14 protein-coding genes are annotated in these 17729 nt (G+C 35.5%); 7 read left to right on the forward strand and 7 right to left on the reverse strand.

Annotated features, from left to right (window positions below; all coding sequences use genetic code 11):
* Positions 1–809: 809 nt before the first annotated feature.
* From ACP6PL_RS10575 to yqeK, 4 genes are all read right to left on the reverse strand, one after another.
* Entirely contained in the window at positions 810–1760 is a 951-nt protein-coding gene (locus ACP6PL_RS10575) for an asparaginase (RefSeq protein ID WP_426545218.1), read from the reverse strand.
* Between the two features lie 402 nt (positions 1761–2162).
* Positions 2163–2663, reverse strand: a complete 501-nt coding sequence (locus ACP6PL_RS10580; RefSeq protein ID WP_426545219.1) for a CGLD27 family protein — start codon at positions 2661–2663, stop codon at positions 2163–2165.
* Positions 2664–2779: 116 nt separating this feature from the next.
* Entirely contained in the window at positions 2780–3199 is a 420-nt protein-coding gene (gene rsfS / locus ACP6PL_RS10585; protein WP_426545220.1) for a ribosome silencing factor, read from the reverse strand.
* A gap of 109 nt (positions 3200–3308) precedes the next feature.
* Entirely contained in the window at positions 3309–3929 is a 621-nt protein-coding gene (gene yqeK / locus ACP6PL_RS10590) for a bis(5'-nucleosyl)-tetraphosphatase (symmetrical) YqeK (RefSeq protein WP_426545221.1), read from the reverse strand.
* Between the two features lie 440 nt (positions 3930–4369).
* Here yqeK and ACP6PL_RS10595 point away from each other — a divergent pair, with 440 nt between their 5' ends.
* The 3 genes from ACP6PL_RS10595 to secA all read left to right on the forward strand — a co-directional run bounded on the left by ACP6PL_RS10595 (position 4370) and on the right by secA (position 9045).
* Complete coding sequence (locus ACP6PL_RS10595) at positions 4370–5275, forward strand: MBL fold metallo-hydrolase (protein ID WP_426545222.1); 906 nt, start codon at positions 4370–4372, stop codon at positions 5273–5275.
* Positions 5276–5420: 145 nt separating this feature from the next.
* A complete protein-coding gene (locus tag ACP6PL_RS10600; protein WP_426545223.1) occupies positions 5421–5873 on the forward strand; it encodes a diheme cytochrome c in 453 nt (150 codons plus the stop codon).
* Between the two features lie 361 nt (positions 5874–6234).
* Positions 6235–9045, forward strand: a complete 2811-nt coding sequence (secA, locus tag ACP6PL_RS10605; RefSeq protein ID WP_426545224.1) for a preprotein translocase subunit SecA — start codon at positions 6235–6237, stop codon at positions 9043–9045.
* A gap of 281 nt (positions 9046–9326) precedes the next feature.
* Here the strand turns inward: secA and ACP6PL_RS10610 are convergent, their stop codons facing one another.
* Positions 9327–9536 carry a hypothetical protein gene (locus ACP6PL_RS10610; protein ID WP_426545225.1) on the reverse strand — a complete coding sequence of 70 codons (210 nt, stop codon included), beginning with the start codon at positions 9534–9536 and terminating at the stop codon, positions 9327–9329.
* Positions 9537–9692: 156 nt separating this feature from the next.
* Here ACP6PL_RS10610 and ACP6PL_RS10615 point away from each other — a divergent pair, with 156 nt between their 5' ends.
* The 4 genes from ACP6PL_RS10615 to purN all read left to right on the forward strand — a co-directional run bounded on the left by ACP6PL_RS10615 (position 9693) and on the right by purN (position 15241).
* Complete coding sequence (locus tag ACP6PL_RS10615) at positions 9693–12350, forward strand: NACHT domain-containing protein (RefSeq protein WP_426545226.1); 2658 nt, start codon at positions 9693–9695, stop codon at positions 12348–12350.
* 287 nt (positions 12351–12637) lie between these two features.
* Positions 12638–13387, forward strand: coding sequence for a Uma2 family endonuclease (locus ACP6PL_RS10620; protein ID WP_426545227.1), 750 nt, complete (start codon positions 12638–12640; stop codon positions 13385–13387).
* 214 nt (positions 13388–13601) lie between these two features.
* Positions 13602–14288 (forward strand): GNAT family N-acetyltransferase, encoded by a 687-nt coding sequence (locus ACP6PL_RS10625; protein WP_426545228.1) that lies wholly within the window; start codon positions 13602–13604, stop codon positions 14286–14288.
* A 281-nt stretch (positions 14289–14569) separates the two neighbouring features.
* A complete protein-coding gene (gene purN, locus ACP6PL_RS10630; protein WP_426545229.1) occupies positions 14570–15241 on the forward strand; it encodes a phosphoribosylglycinamide formyltransferase in 672 nt (223 codons plus the stop codon).
* Here purN and galT read toward each other — a convergent pair.
* Together galT and ACP6PL_RS10640 are read right to left on the reverse strand one after the other, a co-directional pair.
* Positions 15227–16228 carry a galactose-1-phosphate uridylyltransferase gene (gene galT, locus ACP6PL_RS10635; RefSeq protein WP_426545230.1) on the reverse strand — a complete coding sequence of 334 codons (1002 nt, stop codon included), beginning with the start codon at positions 16226–16228 and terminating at the stop codon, positions 15227–15229. The two genes, purN and galT, sit on opposite strands and share 15 nt — an antisense overlap.
* 30 nt (positions 16229–16258) lie before the next feature.
* Positions 16259–17239, reverse strand: a complete 981-nt coding sequence (locus ACP6PL_RS10640; protein WP_426545231.1) for a pentapeptide repeat-containing protein — start codon at positions 17237–17239, stop codon at positions 16259–16261.
* Positions 17240–17729 lie beyond the last annotated feature (490 nt).

Below are 17729 nucleotides of genomic sequence, written 5' to 3' on the forward strand. Positions count from 1 at the left end.
GTTTTAACCAGAGGTAATTATCAATTATCCATTATCAATTATCAATTAATGAAACCTAATGCTAACGAACTTAATATAATTCCCTATCCTTCCTGACTCCTTCCTAACCTCACCAATAAAACTGATTCAGCTTCAGCAAACCGTTATTAAAGTATTGATACCGAAAATCAAAAGAGTCTGGTAAATTTTAAGACTTACCAGACTCTCTTGAATATTATTAAATTTTAATGGCGGGAGGCGGATTTGAACCACCGACCTTCGGGTTATGCTTACTACTACAGCTTTCACTGCCTTAACTCTGAAACTATTCAGAATTAGTTTGTAGTCTGGACTGTCCCTTTACCCTCAGCTTCTAGAATACTAGAACTGCTAGGGTACTTGCCAACCAGTCTCTACACCTTCTCCTAAACTTTGGAGCTTGGCTCGGGATTACCCCGCTAACGGCTTCCCCGAATTTGACAAGTAATCACATACAAGTTTCCTTATATGCCGCCCTTTACAAGGTAAAGATTCAAGCTAACCGACTAGCGGTTTTGGTTTATGCTTGGTTTAACTTATCTTTCCTTATAACTTGAGCCCGACGAGCTACCAGACTGCTCTATCCCGCGTCAACTTTTTTATTATAACCATAACTAAATCAAAATTGCAACCCCTTAGTCAAATATTCTCAATTTTTTTCTCAGAATGTCCACAAAAGTAGGAGTCAGGAGTCAGAAGTCAGAATTCAGCAGAGAAGAGGAAAGAAAAATTAAGGTATTTCAACTACCTCCTCTAAATTCCCATTTCTCCTGAATTCTAAATTCTAAATTCTAAATTGACATTTCTCCTACTACTTCCAAACGCTTAACATTACTGAGTGACATATAATTTTCCGCTAGAGTCTCAGCAATACTAGGAGCTATCCAACCCATCTGAGTTAATAAATGAATTGCCACTGCATATTTAGCCCTTTTTGCACCATCATTAACTTTTATCGCCAAACCCATCCCTTCACCTACTCGACCAATACATTGTATTCCCTCCGCCCCAGACTTACTGACAAGTTCTCCAGCCGTCAACCGCATTAAGTCGGTATCAAAATGTCCCTCTCCTCCAACCATTTCTGGATGATATGTCATAGCGCGGACAATTCGTTCTAGATCCAAACTATTACCTGAAGCTAGTTTGGCGTACAAAGTTGCCATTTGACTAAGTTGCAGAAGATAAGTTGGAGCACCACAATCATCACGAGCGCCGATAAATTCTGCTGCGGGCATAGCCAGTAATTCAGCCACTTTGCTAATAATCAACTGTTGTACTGGATGCTTCATTTCCAGGTAAGATTCCATCGGCCAATTTCTTTGCTGACAAACAGCTAACATACCTGCGTGCTTACCAGAACAGTTATATTGCAAAGGACTATTTTTCCCGGCTGGAGTTGGACATTGTAGCTTTGATGGGTCAATATCACAACGCCATAAAACGTTAAATACCTGTCTTGCTTGCTCTGTTGTACCTTGATGAGAGCTACATATAACAGCTAAGTCTATATCAGTTAAGTCATACCGTTCTAAAGTACCTGTGGTCGTAACTGCTAAAGCTTGAAATGGTTTGAGAGCTGAACGGACAAATGAGGCTGTATCCGCGTCTCCAGCCAACGATAAAACTCGGCCTCTGTGGTCGCATATTGTGGCCTGAACTTGGTGAGTTGATTCAACAATACCTTCTCTAAGTAGTCTGACTTCCAATTGTGCAGTTTGTGTTCTTTTTCCTCTGGTCATTTCAGTTATCAGTTATTAGTTATTAGTAGCTCCAACTTCAGCCAGAAGCAATAAAATTGGGAATTTCCTTTTTTATTCCACTGAAAAGGGAGGTTTGATACTTTATTTATTGGTGATTTTTATTTATTATTTTGGGTAGTTGCAGTATCGATCAAATACATTATTTAACTTATAATTCTGGATAGTATTTATCAAGTTAAGATTAACTCCAATAAAGCTATTATTTCTAGATAGAATATTTAATCCTCTTAATATAGATAATATAGAAGTAACTTTCAATGAAAGACACTTATTAGTTTTAATTATTTAATTAAGAATCTGGTAGGTCAATATATCTGAAATTACTAACTTAATTATCTACTATAATTAGTTAGACTTTTTTTCTGTTTTTTTCGATCAATTTTATACATAAAACCAAATGATTCCGCCAATAACAATTACGAACAGAAAACTATAAAAAGTTTTGCGTAATCTTTGCAAAAGTGGTTTAACTTGATATCGAAGTATTAATCTATCCTTTGCAATTTCTGCTGGTGTTTTTAGCCATGTTTGTCCATCATACCAACCAGACTCCTCATAAAAAACTTTGCTATTTGCCAGACGTGACCGGATATAATTCCAACCCAGATAAAGTCGCAACAAAAACAAAATTAGAATTAAACTTGCTCCTGCTGACCCACTCAGTAAAAATTTCACTAGATATTTTTCTGGAGAAAAACTTGCTGCTGCGACTGGGCCTGATACCAACCAACTCCAGGCCCAAACCCAGACTAGCTTCCTTAAATAATCATATCTTTCTAATGTCACCCAGCAAAATAACCAAGAATTTTTGAGTTCTTCATATTCGTTGGCTGGTTGTTGTTCTGCTGGAACCGGAGAGCTACATGCTATCTGTCTGATCATAAATAATAAATTTTTCTCTCACCTAACTTAGTTTTAATCAGAATAAAATTTATTTTATTCTCACTTAACTTGGTTTTAATCACAGTAAAAAAGTAATTAACATTGACAGGTTAAGCCTAATCGATCAATGATGAAATATCTATTCTTTCTGCATGACCCCAAAATGCTTCTAAGTTATAGAAATCCCTTTCTTCGGGCTTCAATATGTGAACTATAACATCAGCATAATCCATTAATATCCAAGAACTTTCGCTTTGGCCTTCGACTCCTAAAGGATAAACTTGCCTCTCTTGTTCTACCTTTTCGGCGATCGCCTGAGATATCGCTCTTACTTGGACATGAGAATAACCTGTAATAATTACAAAGTAGTCTGCTAAATAAGATACTTCTGATACTTTAATGACAACAATGTTATCTCCTTTGCGGTCCAATGCTGCGTTAACTATTGTGGATGTCAATTCTAAGGTTTGATCCGGTTCTGAATTTGTCCCACTTGTTTCGGTTGACAAGGATTGAATATAAGGGTAATTTGACATCAAATTATCTATTTCCTTAATTAATTGAATTGGTAATTGATATTGGCCTCTATATTATATTGATCATATCTTGTTAATTTATTGTCTGCTTGCTCTTATGTTCATCAAGCTATTTTTTGGCCTTTTCCATAAACCAATTTCTGGTTAATATAATTCGTGGGTGAATCAAACTATTTAACCCAAGCAGATGTTTTATAGTATAATCACTGGTTAGCCAAACTGCTTGGTAGATATTTTTTTGAGTAATTTGTCTCAAATGCTCTAACTCATGGGTCTTACCCCTACCAGGTTCCAAAGTATCTGCCAGGAAAACTACGCAACTTAGCTGATTCATAGCTGGACATCCTAGTGTGTGATTAGCGATCGCTGCTAAGATTTCCTGATCTTCTATGCCAAATTCTTTTTTGGCCACAATGGCACTAACATCTGCATGAAGCAAGTGAGGGCAAACTGCTGATACTGAGTCTATTTCTAAACCTTCTGACTTAGAGATTTGTAATAGACTTTGGGGAGAAAAGTATTTAGCTAAGTCGTGCATCAGTCCTGCGAGTTGAGCTTTTTCTTGGTCTAAGCCATAATAGCTAGCTAGCTCCTCTGCCATTTTTTCTACTCTGAGAATATGTCTGATCCTAGAGGTAGGGACATTATCTGAAAGCCATTTTAAAACTTTTTCTTTAAGTTGAACAAAGTCTAATTGTTCTGGTTTGATCGAGAGTTCATCAGCTTTCATAGAAATTATTCTTACTCCAACCGTGATAATTTTTATAACAGTTTATTGTAAATATAATTCTATCTACAGAGTGACATTATAATAGGAGTGATTTTTTAGTAAGGGACTCTTGAGTTAATTTTTTTTCAGACTAATTCTCAAGGGTGAACATCAAAAGAATCTCATTTTTGGCATCTATTTGAGTAAGTCACGATTTCCAAGAATTTAGCTGTTTAGCTATAGATAAATTTTTCTTCAGCTAGGGAGTTATAAATACAGAAATATCAGTTATTTTCACCTTGGCAATGAAAATTTTCTGATTAACGTAGAGCTTACAATACTAAATTATATCAAGATATACTAGCAATGAGTAATAGATCATTTTGCTAGAATAAGCTAAATTGAAAATTAAGAAATTTTCCACAGATTTGTACTAACAGTAAAGTCTGAAACATAGAAATATGCCATCTTCAGAGTCGTCATCCCCAATATCACAGTCTGAGGAAACAGCTACTCAGTCAGATACCTTAGAAACCGAGTTTATTGTTGAGTTTTGGGGTGTGCGGGGTAGCATACCTACTCCTGGTAGTAGCACAGTTCGCTATGGTGGTAATACCTCCTGTGTAGAAATGCGTGTAGGGGCAAAACGTTTGATTTTTGATGGAGGTACGGGCCTAAGAGTATTGGGTTTAAACCTACTTAAGCAAATGCCAGTCGAAGCTCATATATTTTTTAGTCATACTCACTGGGACCATATTCAAGGTTTCCCTTTTTTTGTACCTGGATTTGTACCAATTAATAAGTTTCACATATATGGGGCAATAGCACCTGATGGTACTACAATTAAGGAATCTTTATCCGATCAAATGGTAAATCCTAACTTTCCTATTCCTTTACAGGTAATGGGTTCGGAGATGAAGTTTTATGACTTTAAAAATGGAGATGTAATTAAGCTTGATGATATTGAGATTGAAACAGCTCCTCTAAATCACCCAAATTTTGCCGTTGGATATCGAGTTTGTTGGGAGGATAAAACTGTAGTTTATTGTCCAGATACAGAACATTATGAAGACCGCTTTGATGAAAATGTACTTCATTTAGCTCGTAATGCCGATCTATTAATATATGATGCTACCTACACAAATGAAGAATATTATGATGTGAAATCCCCGAAAATTGGTTGGGGACATTCTACTTGGGAGGTAGGGGTAGAAATAGCCAAAAAGGCAGGAGTGAAACAAATAGCTATGTTTCAACACGACCCTGCTCATAATGATGATTTATTGGATGAAGTTCAAGTGGCTCTCCAATCAATATTTCCTAATGGGTTAGTAGCAAAAGAAGGTATGACAATTCCTATTGTTTAGTAAGCTAAAAATAAAGCATCAAATAAATAGCACAGAGATTATATTCATGTCAAGAGCTAATCTCAGAAATAGGCGTAGACAACGACCACCTCTTTTTTTACTGTTACTAGTGATATTTTTGTGGAGTACGAGTTGTGGTTGGGTTATGGCAAAAATCTCTACTGCAACGACTATTTCACATATTAATTCTGAATTAATTACCAATGTTGATGTGGTTCCCCAAGGTTATCGGTTAGGACTATCATTATACTTGGAAAATTGTGCTACTTGTCATGTTGCAGTACCACCTCAAGTCCTCCCTACAGAAAGTTGGCAAATAATTCTACGAGATTCTCAACACTATGGTGTACAACTCCCTCCTCTCATAGATCCACCCCGTCAACTTGTTTGGAAATATTTACAAGTTTCTTCTCGTCGCAAATCTCAGCAAGATGAGAGAATACCTTACAGAATTGCTAGTTCTCGTTATTTCAAGGCACTTCATCCAAAAGTCCAACTTCCTCAAAAATTAAATATCAAGGGTTGTATTTCTTGTCATCCCAAGGTAGAAAATTTTGACTTTCGGACTCTCAATTCAGAATATTCAAGTCAAAATTAAAAAGTCAAAAGTCAAAAGTGATGGAGTAAATTCAAAATTTAAAAGTAATGGAAGTAGGTAGATAGGTTGAAAAACCATAAAAAAACCACCCCAGGGCAAACCTAATCAAAGTCAAAAGTCAAAATTCAAAAGTCAAAATTCAAAAGTCAAGAATAACATAAGCAGGGATCGGTTTAAACGCAATACAAAACCTACGCCGACAAAATAAAATATAAAATAATTCATACCCATTTTTTAACAAGCAAATAGTTCTAAACTGACTAAACTCAGACAAGAGGTATATTGACAAAATATATAAAAAATGGTATGTCAAACAACCATTTTGAATGTTAATAATTGGAATTTAACTTAGATAAAAACTATGTTCAAAAAACTTCTGGGAGACCCTAACGCACGCAAACTCAAGAAATTTAAACCTTGGGTGACAGATATCAATATTCTTGAAGAGGATATTCAAAAGCTTTCAGATGACGAGCTGAGGGCAAAAACAGGAGAATTTAGAGAAGCTCTGGCAAAGGCAAGAACTAAGGATGAAGAAAAAGAAATTTTAGAAGAAATTCTACCAGAAGCTTTTGCAGTAGTTCGAGAAGCAGGAAAGCGAGTCCTAGGTATGCGACACTTTGATGTCCAACTATTGGGGGGCATTATTTTACATCAAGGCCAAATAGCAGAAATGAAAACTGGGGAAGGTAAAACTCTTGTTTCTACCTTACCAGCATACTTAAATGGTCTAACAGGTAAAGGTGTTCATGTTATTACTGTTAACGACTACCTGGCAAGACGGGACGCGGAATGGATGGGACAAGTGCATCGGTTTCTGGGTTTAAGCGTAGGATTAATCCAACAGGGTATGAACCCAGAGGAACGAAAAAGGAATTATGCCTGCGACATTACTTATGCTACTAACAGCGAAGTGGGATTTGACTACTTGCGTGATAACATGGCAACTACAATGGATGAGGTAGTACAACGTCCATTTAATTTTTGCACTATTGACGAAGTTGACTCAGTATTGGTAGATGAGGCACGAACTCCTTTAATTATTTCTGGGCAGGTAGAAAGACCTAGTGAAAAGTATATTAAAGCAGCACAAATTGCAGCAGCTTTGGATAAAGAAAAGGAACATTATGAAGTAGATGAAAAGGCGCGAAATGTTTTATTGACTGATGAGGGTTTTGCGGAAGCAGAACAATTATTGGGAGTACAAGATTTATATAACCCTGAAGATCCTTGGGCGCATTTTGTATTTAATGCTTTGAAGGCAAAAGAATTATTTATCAAAGATGTTAACTATATTGTGCGGGATGAGGAAGTAGTTATTGTTGATGAATTTACTGGTAGGGTAATGCCAGGGCGACGTTGGAGTGATGGTTTGCATCAGGCGATCGAGGCAAAAGAAAGGGTGGATATTCAGCCAGAAACTCAAACACTGGCAACTATTACTTATCAGAATTTCTTCCTACTTTATCCGAAATTATCGGGAATGACGGGAACGGCAAAAACAGAAGAAACAGAATTTGAAAAGATTTATAATCTACAAGTTACGATCGTACCTACGAATAAACCAAGAGGTAGAAAAGATTTATCAGATGTGGTTTATAAAACAGAAGCAGGAAAATGGAAGTCGATCGCTCAAGAATGTGCAGAAATGCACGAGGAAGGTCGCCCGGTTTTGGTGGGTACAACCAGTGTAGAAAAATCAGAGTTACTATCTAACTTATTAGGTCAACTGAAAGTTCCTCACCAACTGCTGAATGCTAAACCAGAAAATGTGGAACGGGAATCAGAAATTGTGGCACAAGCAGGTCGTGGCGGTGCCGTAACTATTGCGACGAATATGGCAGGTAGAGGTACAGATATTATTTTGGGTGGAAATGCTGAGTACATGGCAAGGTTGAAACTACGGGAGTATTTGATGCCTAGAGTTGTGAAACCAGAAGAAGATGATGCTATGGGTATGGTGCGGATACCAGGAGCCAAGAAGTCTAATTCAGCAAAAGGTTTTGACCCCCAAAAGAAGGTGAAGACTTGGAAAGTTTCACCTCAAATATTCCCTGTTAAGTTGTCACCGCAAACTGAAGGGATGTTGAAATCAGCAGTAGATTTTGCGGTGAAAGAGTGGGGAGAGAGAGCGCTACCAGAATTGGTGGTGGAAGATAAGGTGGCGATCGCTGCGGAAAAAGCTCCGACTCAAGATGCAGTTATTCAAAAGTTGCGGGAAGTTTATAACTTAATTCGCAAAGAATACGAAACCTACACAGATAAGGAACACGATGCAGTAATAGGATCTGGTGGATTGCACGTTATTGGTACCGAGCGCCACGAGTCACGGCGAATTGATAATCAGTTGCGGGGAAGAGCGGGAAGGCAAGGAGACCCTGGATCGACTAGATTTTTCTTGAGTTTGGAAGATAACTTATTACGGATTTTTGGTGGCGATCGTGTTGCTGGAATGATGCAGGCGTTTGGGGTTGAGGAAGATATGCCAATTGAGTCTGGGTTATTGACTCGTTCTCTGGAAGGTGCCCAGAAGAAGGTGGAAACCTATTATTATGATATGCGGAAGCAGGTGTTTGAGTACGACGAGGTGATGAATAATCAACGTCGGGCAATTTATGCAGAACGCCGACGGGTATTGGAAGGTAGGGATTTGAAGGAACAGGTGATTAAGTATGCTGAAAAAACAATGGATGATATTGTGGAGGCATATATTAATCCTGAGTTACCTTCCGAAGAGTGGGAGTTGGATAAATTGGTAGAGAAGGTGAAGCAGTTTGTGTATTTGTTGGCAGATTTAACACCGGAACAATTGTTTGATTTGTCGATGGATGAGATTAATACTTTTATGCACGAACAGGTGAGGAATGCTTATGATATTAAGGAAGCACAGGTAAATCAGATTCGTGGTGGCTTGATGCGAGATGCGGAACGTTTCTTTATTTTGCAGCAAATTGATACTTTGTGGCGGGAGCATTTGCAGCAGATGGATGCGTTGCGGGAGTCTGTTGGTTTGCGGGGTTATGGGCAAAAAGATCCGTTGATTGAGTATAAGAGTGAGGGTTATGAGTTGTTTTTGGATATGATGACGGATATTCGTCGGAATGTGGTTTATTCGATGTTCCAGTTCCAACCTCAACCTGCGGTGCAGACGACGGCGGCAGAGACGGTGTAGTTTTGATTAATGGATAATGGATAATTGATAATTGATAATTATTTGATTGCTAACTTTTGTAATAAATTGAAGGCTTTTTGTATTCAAAAAGTTTGCTTGTTACTTAAAGTTTAAAATTTTGATCATTATCAATTATCAATTGGTAAAAACTGAGGGTTTTGAGTGGGGGTATGCTGAGGTATACCTCCACTTTTTTATCAGTTATCAGTTAACAGTACCTCCTAGTTGATATTTTGGGATAGTTTGATGGAAATAGTAGGCAAAATACCTACCGGGAAAAATTACAGATTATTTTGTTGACCAAACCAATGCTGAATTAAATTAGTTAAGGGTTGAATGATGCTAATATTTTTAGCATTAAAAATAGCCTTAAGTTGTTTTTTGAGTTGTGTTAGAGGACTAACTTTGGGTGGGGAAGTTTTATTATCTCCCAGGTTTTCAGTTTGGATTTCTTGGTATCCGATAAAAATGCCGAATTGTTTAACAATCATATTTGATTGACCTCCTAAATATTTTTATTTGATTAGTTTATGTCTCTATTGTAATAAAGACAGTTGAGCAATTGTAATCGGATAAAATAGGATAATATAGGGAGTTTAAAATAGTGATTATCGGAAAATATAGGAAAACCTCGGAAAACATAGGAAATGAACTATCAAATTTGTAAAAAAATTGGTAATTACTATATGAAAGTTGAAGAGGGAATCTCTTTAGTAGAAAAATTAATCAATAGAAAATTAACCGATCTGGAGTTACTAATATTTAGAGAGTCATGGCAAGGCAAAAATGGTAAAACGTATGAAGAGATTGGAAATACTTCAGGCTATTCAACAAGTCATGTGAATGATACAGCTTCAGATTTATGGAAGTTACTTTCAAAAGTAGAAGCTTTGAAAGAAGTTGTGGCTAATCAAAAACAAAAAAAAGTTACGAAGCTTAATTTGAAGATAGTATTAGAAGATTATTGGCGTTGGCGGAGCCAATCAGTAGCTATATCGCTCTCTGGAAATACTTCAAAAAATGAGGCGCAATTTATAGAAAAAACATCATCCATAGAATCTAATTTTTCACAGATAAATAATTCAGAAAATGATATTGATGCTTTAGTTAAAAACATCAAACATAAACGAGATGGAAGAATTAAATTTCAGTGTGGAAAGCTATATAATTTACATATACGAGAAATTGAAATAACTAAAATTTATGTAGATGTAAATATTTTAGAAGAGCCTACTAATGAAAGAAGGTTAGAAAAACCTGATTTAATGAAAAATTTGAAATTAGATGAGGTTAACCCGGAAAAATTTGATAGATTAGGATGGAGTAAAGGTATCAAAAGAAAATCAGGATTAGAAGTTGTTGGAAAATATCAAAATTTGATGGTACTGAGTAAACCAGGGTCAGGAAAAACTACTTTTCTCAAGGGAATAGCAATTAAGTGTAATGATAATGAAGATAATTTCTTATTCGATAGATTACCAATTTTTATTTCTTTAAAACAATTATCTGATGATCAGAATTTAGATAACGAAAAATTTGATTTTTTAAATTATATTTTCACAGAAGAATTTTCAAACATTTGCGAGAAAGAGGAATTAGAAAAAATATTAGGTTGCGGAAAAGCTTTGATTTTATTAGATGGGTTAGATGAAGTCGTGCCAGCAGAAAAAGCCAAGGAACTCGCTAAATCTATTCAAAAGTTTGCTAATAGCAGTAAATATTATCAAAATAAATTTATTATTAGCTGTCGTATTGCTGTTCAAGAATACAAGTTTGAGAAATTTGATTATATTGAAATAGCAGACTTTAACGAAATACAAGTCAAAAATTTTGTCGAAAATTGGTTTGTAGCAGTTAAGAGTAGCTCTCCCGAAAATGGTATGGCAAATGCTAAACAATTCTTAGAAAGAATTCAATTTCCTAAAAATAAACAGATTCGAGAATTAGCAGTTACACCAATATTGTTAAATCTTGCTTGTGTAGTTTTTCAGGATAGGTTAGACTTTCCATCAAAACGTTCAGATTTATACGAAGAAGCCTTAGATATTCTCCTAAAAAATTGGGATAAAAAAAGGGGCATTCAAAGAGATGAAGTATATGAAAAATTATTATTGCCACATAAAAAGAAGCTTTTGATTCAAGTTGCAGCAGCTACCTTTGAAACAGGAGATTATTTTTTTAAATCGGAAAAAGTACAAAAATTAATTGCTGAATATTTGCAGAACTTGACTGATAGTAATCAAGATAAAAATCAATTAAAGCTAAATAGTGAAGCAGTGTTGAAATCTTTAGAAGCTCAACATGGTTTATTGATAGAACGTGCTAATAAAATATACTCTTTTTCTCATCTGACATTCCATGAATATTTTACTGCTAAATTTTTTATTGATAATAGTGACTGGGAAAAATTATTAGATAATTTAACAGATAAACGATGGCGGGAAGTATTTTTACTAACAGTACAAAGTTTAGGAAATGCCGATAACTTTTTGTTAAAAATCAAAAATAGAATTGATAAAATGGCTGCAAGAGATAAACTTTTTCAAGACCACTTAAAGTGGATTAGCGGAAAAGTATCATTTATTGACCATAGAAATAGATATAAGCTAGCGGCAATTCGTGCTATTTATTTAGGTAATGCCCCAGGATATGACACTTTATATCGTTATTGGGGGGGTAGAATAATAGGTCCGCCATTGGCTCTTTCTATTGATGCCAAATTTGCTATTGTATACAAAGATATTGAAAATAATCTTTTCTTTTCACAAGAGTATGGTATCTTTTTTAGTCTTCATTTACATAATTTAATAGGTCATTATGCTGCAGCTTATTATTATTACAAAAAAAATTATGATGAGCATTGTATTATACCAGAATCAACCTATGTTCATAGTTGTGTTCCAGGGGACTTACCAGGTGATTTTGTAGTGGATAAAAGATTAGAAGATTTCATACCAATTGGAAAAAAAAATATACCTAATTTAAAGAAGTTGTTAAAAAAAGAAAAAGGTGATTCATGGTGGAAAGACATTCTAGAATGGTGGAATTTAATTGCTGAACCTCAAGTCCAAGAGTTGTTATTTAAGATCGTGAAGTATAATTTTGAAAGACCTGATTTTAAGTTTGGTTCTGAACAATTTGAGTTGTACGATAAATATTACAATGCCAATAAATTACTTATTGATTGCCTAAATACTAACTCCAATGTTAGTCCTGAAGTCCGTGAAGAAATCGAAGAAACTCTCCTGCTTCCCCTAGAAGAAATAGAAAAATGGAAACAACAAAACCGCCCCAACAACTCCTAAATATTTTCTCCACTAACATCTGGGTAGTGATAGTATCCCTACTGTTGGGCGATCGCCTGAAGACAAGTAGGATTTTGAAAACAAGAGTAAGAAATTGCTATTTGTTCAATTTTTTCAGGTTAGCGTCGCGCACATTAGAAGTTCCATCGCTTATTTGATTTATCAAAAAATTTCAACCCTATTCCCATTTATCAAAATAGTATGTTACTCTGTAATCATGGGAAAAAATACGCGCAGATAGAGTGAGTCGCTTTTAAAACTATAAAAACTATGTCGAGAAGAATAATATGACAAATATATCCGTTCAATATGAACCACCACTTCCAGCAAAGGAAACTTTGCCTACGATGTACGACTTACCAAGCGAAAACCCGGAGGAACCTGGTTTGCCAGACGAATTTCACTACTTTCAACCTCAACTTTTACGCCAAACTTTTCAACCGCGCAACTGGTATCCCGATCGCTTGTTTTGTGGCAGCGATATCAATCTCTACTACGATGTCAAGCATCCTAATTGGTACAAACACCCAGACTGGTTTGCAGTTGTGGGAGTGCCGAGGTTGTACGAACAACGGGATATGCGCTTGAGTTATGTAGTTTGGCAGGAAGGAGTTAACCCTTTGGTGGTAGTGGAGTTATTATCTCCGGGTACAGAAGATGAAGATTTAGGAGAGACACTAGGAGAACCGGGAAAACCGCCGACTAAGTGGGAAGTTTACGAGAGCATTCTGCGAGTACCTTATTATGTTACCTTCAGTCGCTATACTAATGAAATACAGGGATTTCATTTAGTGGGCGATCGCTACCAAAGAGCAGAGTTAAGTCAGGGACGTTTGTTGCTTCCTAGCATCGAACTTAGTCTAGGTTTGTGGCAAGGGAGTTATAGTAAGATAGATAGACTCTGGTTACGGTGGATGACTCTGGACGGAAATTTAATACCGACTCCAGAAGAGGAGGCAGCAGTGGCAAAACAACGAGCCGATCGCTTGGCAGCAAAATTGCGAGAGTTGGGTGTCGATCCTGATGAGTTGAGTTAAATGTTTTTTTGTAGGTTGGGTGAGGTAGTACGCTGCTCAACCTTAAATAGCGATAATGTTTCATACCGCTAGAGCGATCGCCTTCCCTTAACCAATACATTATCTTGTGTGATTTTCTGAGTTTAACTCAACAGCTTATTTTAAAATAAAAAGTCTTGGTATTTGCTAGAAACTTGATGGTCTTATTCTGAAAAAATGACCATTATTATCATACTTGACTAACAATATATTGTTATGGTTAAATAATTTCTGGCATCTAGAAAATTGGGAAATTCAAGATTTGACAAATCTGGATCTTTTTAGAAATTTACCAACTATTGAAACTGAACGAATCCTTTTGAGGAAAATGTCTCTCAAGGACGCAAAAGATATGTTTGAATATGCTCAAGATTCACAAGCTTCAAAGTATACAGGTTGGTACACTCATAACTCTATTCAAGATACTAAATTGTTTTTACAATATACAATTAATAATTATAAGAATAATCAGCTTTCTAATTGGGGTATTGTTCAGAAAGCAGAGCAAAAATTTATTGGTACTGCTGGATTTGTTGACTGGAATATAGAACACGCTAAGGCAGAAATTGGTTACACTTTATCTCGGAAATATTGGGGAAAGGGTTATATGACTGAGGTGGTTAATGCTATTATTTATTTTGGTTTTAGAACGATGATGTTAAACAGAATAGAAGCTAGATGTGTAATTGAAAATATAGCTTCTGCTAGGGTAATGGAGAAAGTAGGAATGAAATATGAGGGTATTCTGCGGGGATGTATGTTTATGAAGGGAAAATATCGAGATTTGAAAATGTATTCGATTCTCAAAGAGGAATTTAGTGGTAAAGAATACGATTCTCCTATTAAAATATCTACTAGGGTATGTGGCTTTCATCCATTGTAAGTAATGTAAGGGTTTAGCTATTAGCAGTCAGCTTTCAGCAATTAATAGTGAATATAAGACTTACAGCAAAACTTTACATATTGTATATTAAAAATATAGTGAGTATATATAGCGAATTTAATCAGATTATTGTGGCGGGGGCGGGTTTACTCAATCGTGTGTAACATAATTAACTTAACGCGGAATCCGCCCCTACTATTGCAATATTTTAGGTGTGTCTTTACTACGACTTACTTAATAGATATAATTTCAAAAATTTCTGCTATTTTAATTTACAAAAAATGACAACTGAAACTCAACCACTTAATTCTAATTCTTGTATAATTTCTCCAGCTATTCCTGAGACTGCTTTAGCAAAATCTTCTCCTCTAAAATTAGGAATTCTAGCTTCTGGTAGTGGGAGTAATTTTGAGGCTATTGCAGAAGCAATAAATAATCAAAAATTAAATGCTCAAATTCAGGTAATGATTTATAACAATCCTGGAGCTAAGGTTATATCCCGAGCAGAAAGATGGGGTGTTCCATCGGTATTATTAAATCATCGAGGATACAAAAACCGAGAAGAATTTGATAGCCAGATTGTTAAAACTCTACAAGAATATGATGTAGAGTGGGTAATTATGGCTGGTTGGATGCGAATTGTTACTAAAGTTTTAATTAATGCTTTTCCTAATCAAATTATCAATATTCATCCTAGTTTATTGCCAAGTTTCAAAGGCATAAAAGCAGTTGAACAAGCTTTGAAAGCTGGAGTAAAAATAACTGGTTGTACAGTACATTTAGTAGATGTAGAAGTAGATAATGGTCCGATTTTAATGCAGGCTGCTGTACCAATTTTACCTGATGATACACCAGAAACTCTCCACGAAAGAATCCAAGTACAAGAACATCAAATTATGGTGGGTGCTATTGCTATTGCTGCATCGGAATATCTGCCTTTAAGTAGTAGTTAAAAATTCAGCATCTAGTTCAGGAAGTGAGGGATTAATCCGAATACCAGAAGCAATTTCAAAACCCGCAGGTGTGGTAAGTCGAGGTTCAATTTGACAATACCAATGCACCTGGGGTTCTTCTGCTTTATAACGAGCAGCAGTATTAATTACATAATTATAATCTGGGTCGTTTAATTTTTCTGATAATCTAGTTAGGATATTTTTGAGAATTAATGCAAAATCTGACTTTTCTGACTCTGAAATACTGCCAAAATCAGCTTGATGTTTTTTTGGCATAATCCAAATTTCAAAAGGTACTTTAGCAGCAAAGGGAATAAAGGCTAAAAATGATGAATTTTCCTCAATTACCCGCTGTTTATTTTGCTGTTCAAATGCTAATATGTCACAGTATATACAGCGTCCTAAATCATCATAATATCTTTGAGCTTCCTCTTCTTGCCAGCGCCGATGTTGGGGAACAATGCTAGTAGCAATAATCTGAGAATGGGGATGAACTAATGAAGCGCCTGCCTTTTTACCATGATTCCGAAATATAATTACCATCATACTTTCATCTATTTCCATAAGTTCGATGTAACGTTGATGGTAAGTATCAATAATCATCTCTACTTCTGCAATAGACATTGTGGGAATATCTTTACTATGATCGGAATTTTCAATAATTACTTCATGTCTACCATAACCAGGCATTGTGAGATAAATTCCTTCTAATTTTCGATGAGTATTTTCATCTGGGGTTAAGGCCGGAAATTTATTAGGAATAACACGAATTTGCCAGTCGGTACTTTCTGGGTTTTGCCTCTCTAAAATAATCTCTCCCAAATTCTCTTCATTACCAGTACAAAAAGGGCATTCTGGAGAGTGAGTTTTTGCCTTATCTTTTACTATATTTTCTTCTTGAAAGTCGTGAGGACGCTTGCCTCGATTTGGTGAATAAATTACCCATTCTCTTGTGGTTTTATTTAGCCTAATATGACTTTTGTTCATATTATGTTTGATAAATTTAGGTAGACTTGATTATTTTCCTGGTAAATTTAGCTGAGAGTAGAATTCTTTTGAATATTTAGCTTGTTGCCAGTTATTAGCGCATTTAATTTGTGATAGATTTAGCCCTTTTACTTTTTGCAAGTTGGTATCTTGTAGATTAGCGTCTTGGAAGTTAGCACCCTCTAAATTTGCATCTTGTAAGTTAGCTCCTTTCAAATTTGCTGATTTAAAGTTGGCATTTTTGAGATAACAACCTTGTAAATTTGTTCCTTTTAAATTTGCTTCTTGTAAATCAATACCTTGGAGATTTCCTAAGATATAGGCTCCTTCTAAATTAGCTTTCTGTAAACAAGATTCTAAGAGGTTAACTCCTTCTAGATCTGCATTTTTGAGGTTTGCTGAACTAAGATTTGCTTTTTGGAGTTGAGTTAGTAGAAAAAAACTATCTTGAAGATTTGCTCCCCAGAGAAAAGCTCCTTGTAATTGAGTTAATTCAAATTTACCTCCTCGAAGGTTGGCCTCTAAAAGTTTTGCTCCTTGAAGGTTGGCTTCTTTAAAATCTACATCTACTAAATTAATTTGGTCTAAATTGGCTTTAGCCAAAGATAAACCTTTTAAACAAACACCTCCCTTAACAAGTTCTTCTAGTGCTCTAATTCTAGCATAGCTAATATCTAATCCTTGGGCAGAGTCGATTACTTGCCAAGCTTGATAATGGGATTTCTTTTTTCCCCACCTAATGTAAATAACTAATGCTGTAACAATGCTGATATTTTCAATAGTTCCCATAATTTGGGAGTGTTCAATTGAGTCTAGTAAAGCTTTACCCCACTCTGTTTTTTGTTCTATAGTATTTTCGATATAGATTATCCCTACAATTAACAGAATTACGGCAATTAAAACAGTAATAATTTCTAGCAAACTATAGATAAATCTAACTGTACTTCTCAGTAATCTTGCTAATTTGCGATAATTGTATAGTTGGGATAAATATTTTTTGATTAAAAGCATATTTTCACGATTATAATGAGGGTTTTGTTAGGAAAAAATAAAGACATTGGATGCACCTCATACCATGATTATTTTGTTGATATTAACAATGATATATGATTGAGATAGTTCATTGTCAAGAACTTAGTTAAGGAAGTCAGAAGTCTATAAGGGTAATTTCCTATGGAATGCTCCACAAACGGGAATCACCCGTATAGAAGTCAGAAGTTGTTTTTTTAACAGGGATTTTGAGCCACCAAATTATATCAAGTCCGGTAGCATCAGTATTGTAAATAAGGTTAAGGAAGAAGGAAGAATTCATTAATTGATAATGGATAATTGATAATTACCTCTGGTTAAAACCGAGAGGATTGAATATAAGGAAATATTATTTCTTCTCAAGGGGAGATTGGATATGGCGAGGTTACCTCGCCATCTCTCGACCGCTTTTTTCCGCTTGAAAGAGGAGGCTTTAAACCTGAATTATTTAATTAATAATTAATAATTAATA

Origin of the sequence: Dapis purpurea BLCC-M126, assembly GCF_050015975.1 — a bacterium.
Classification (GTDB): Bacteria; Cyanobacteriota; Cyanobacteriia; order Cyanobacteriales; family Microcoleaceae; genus Trichodesmium.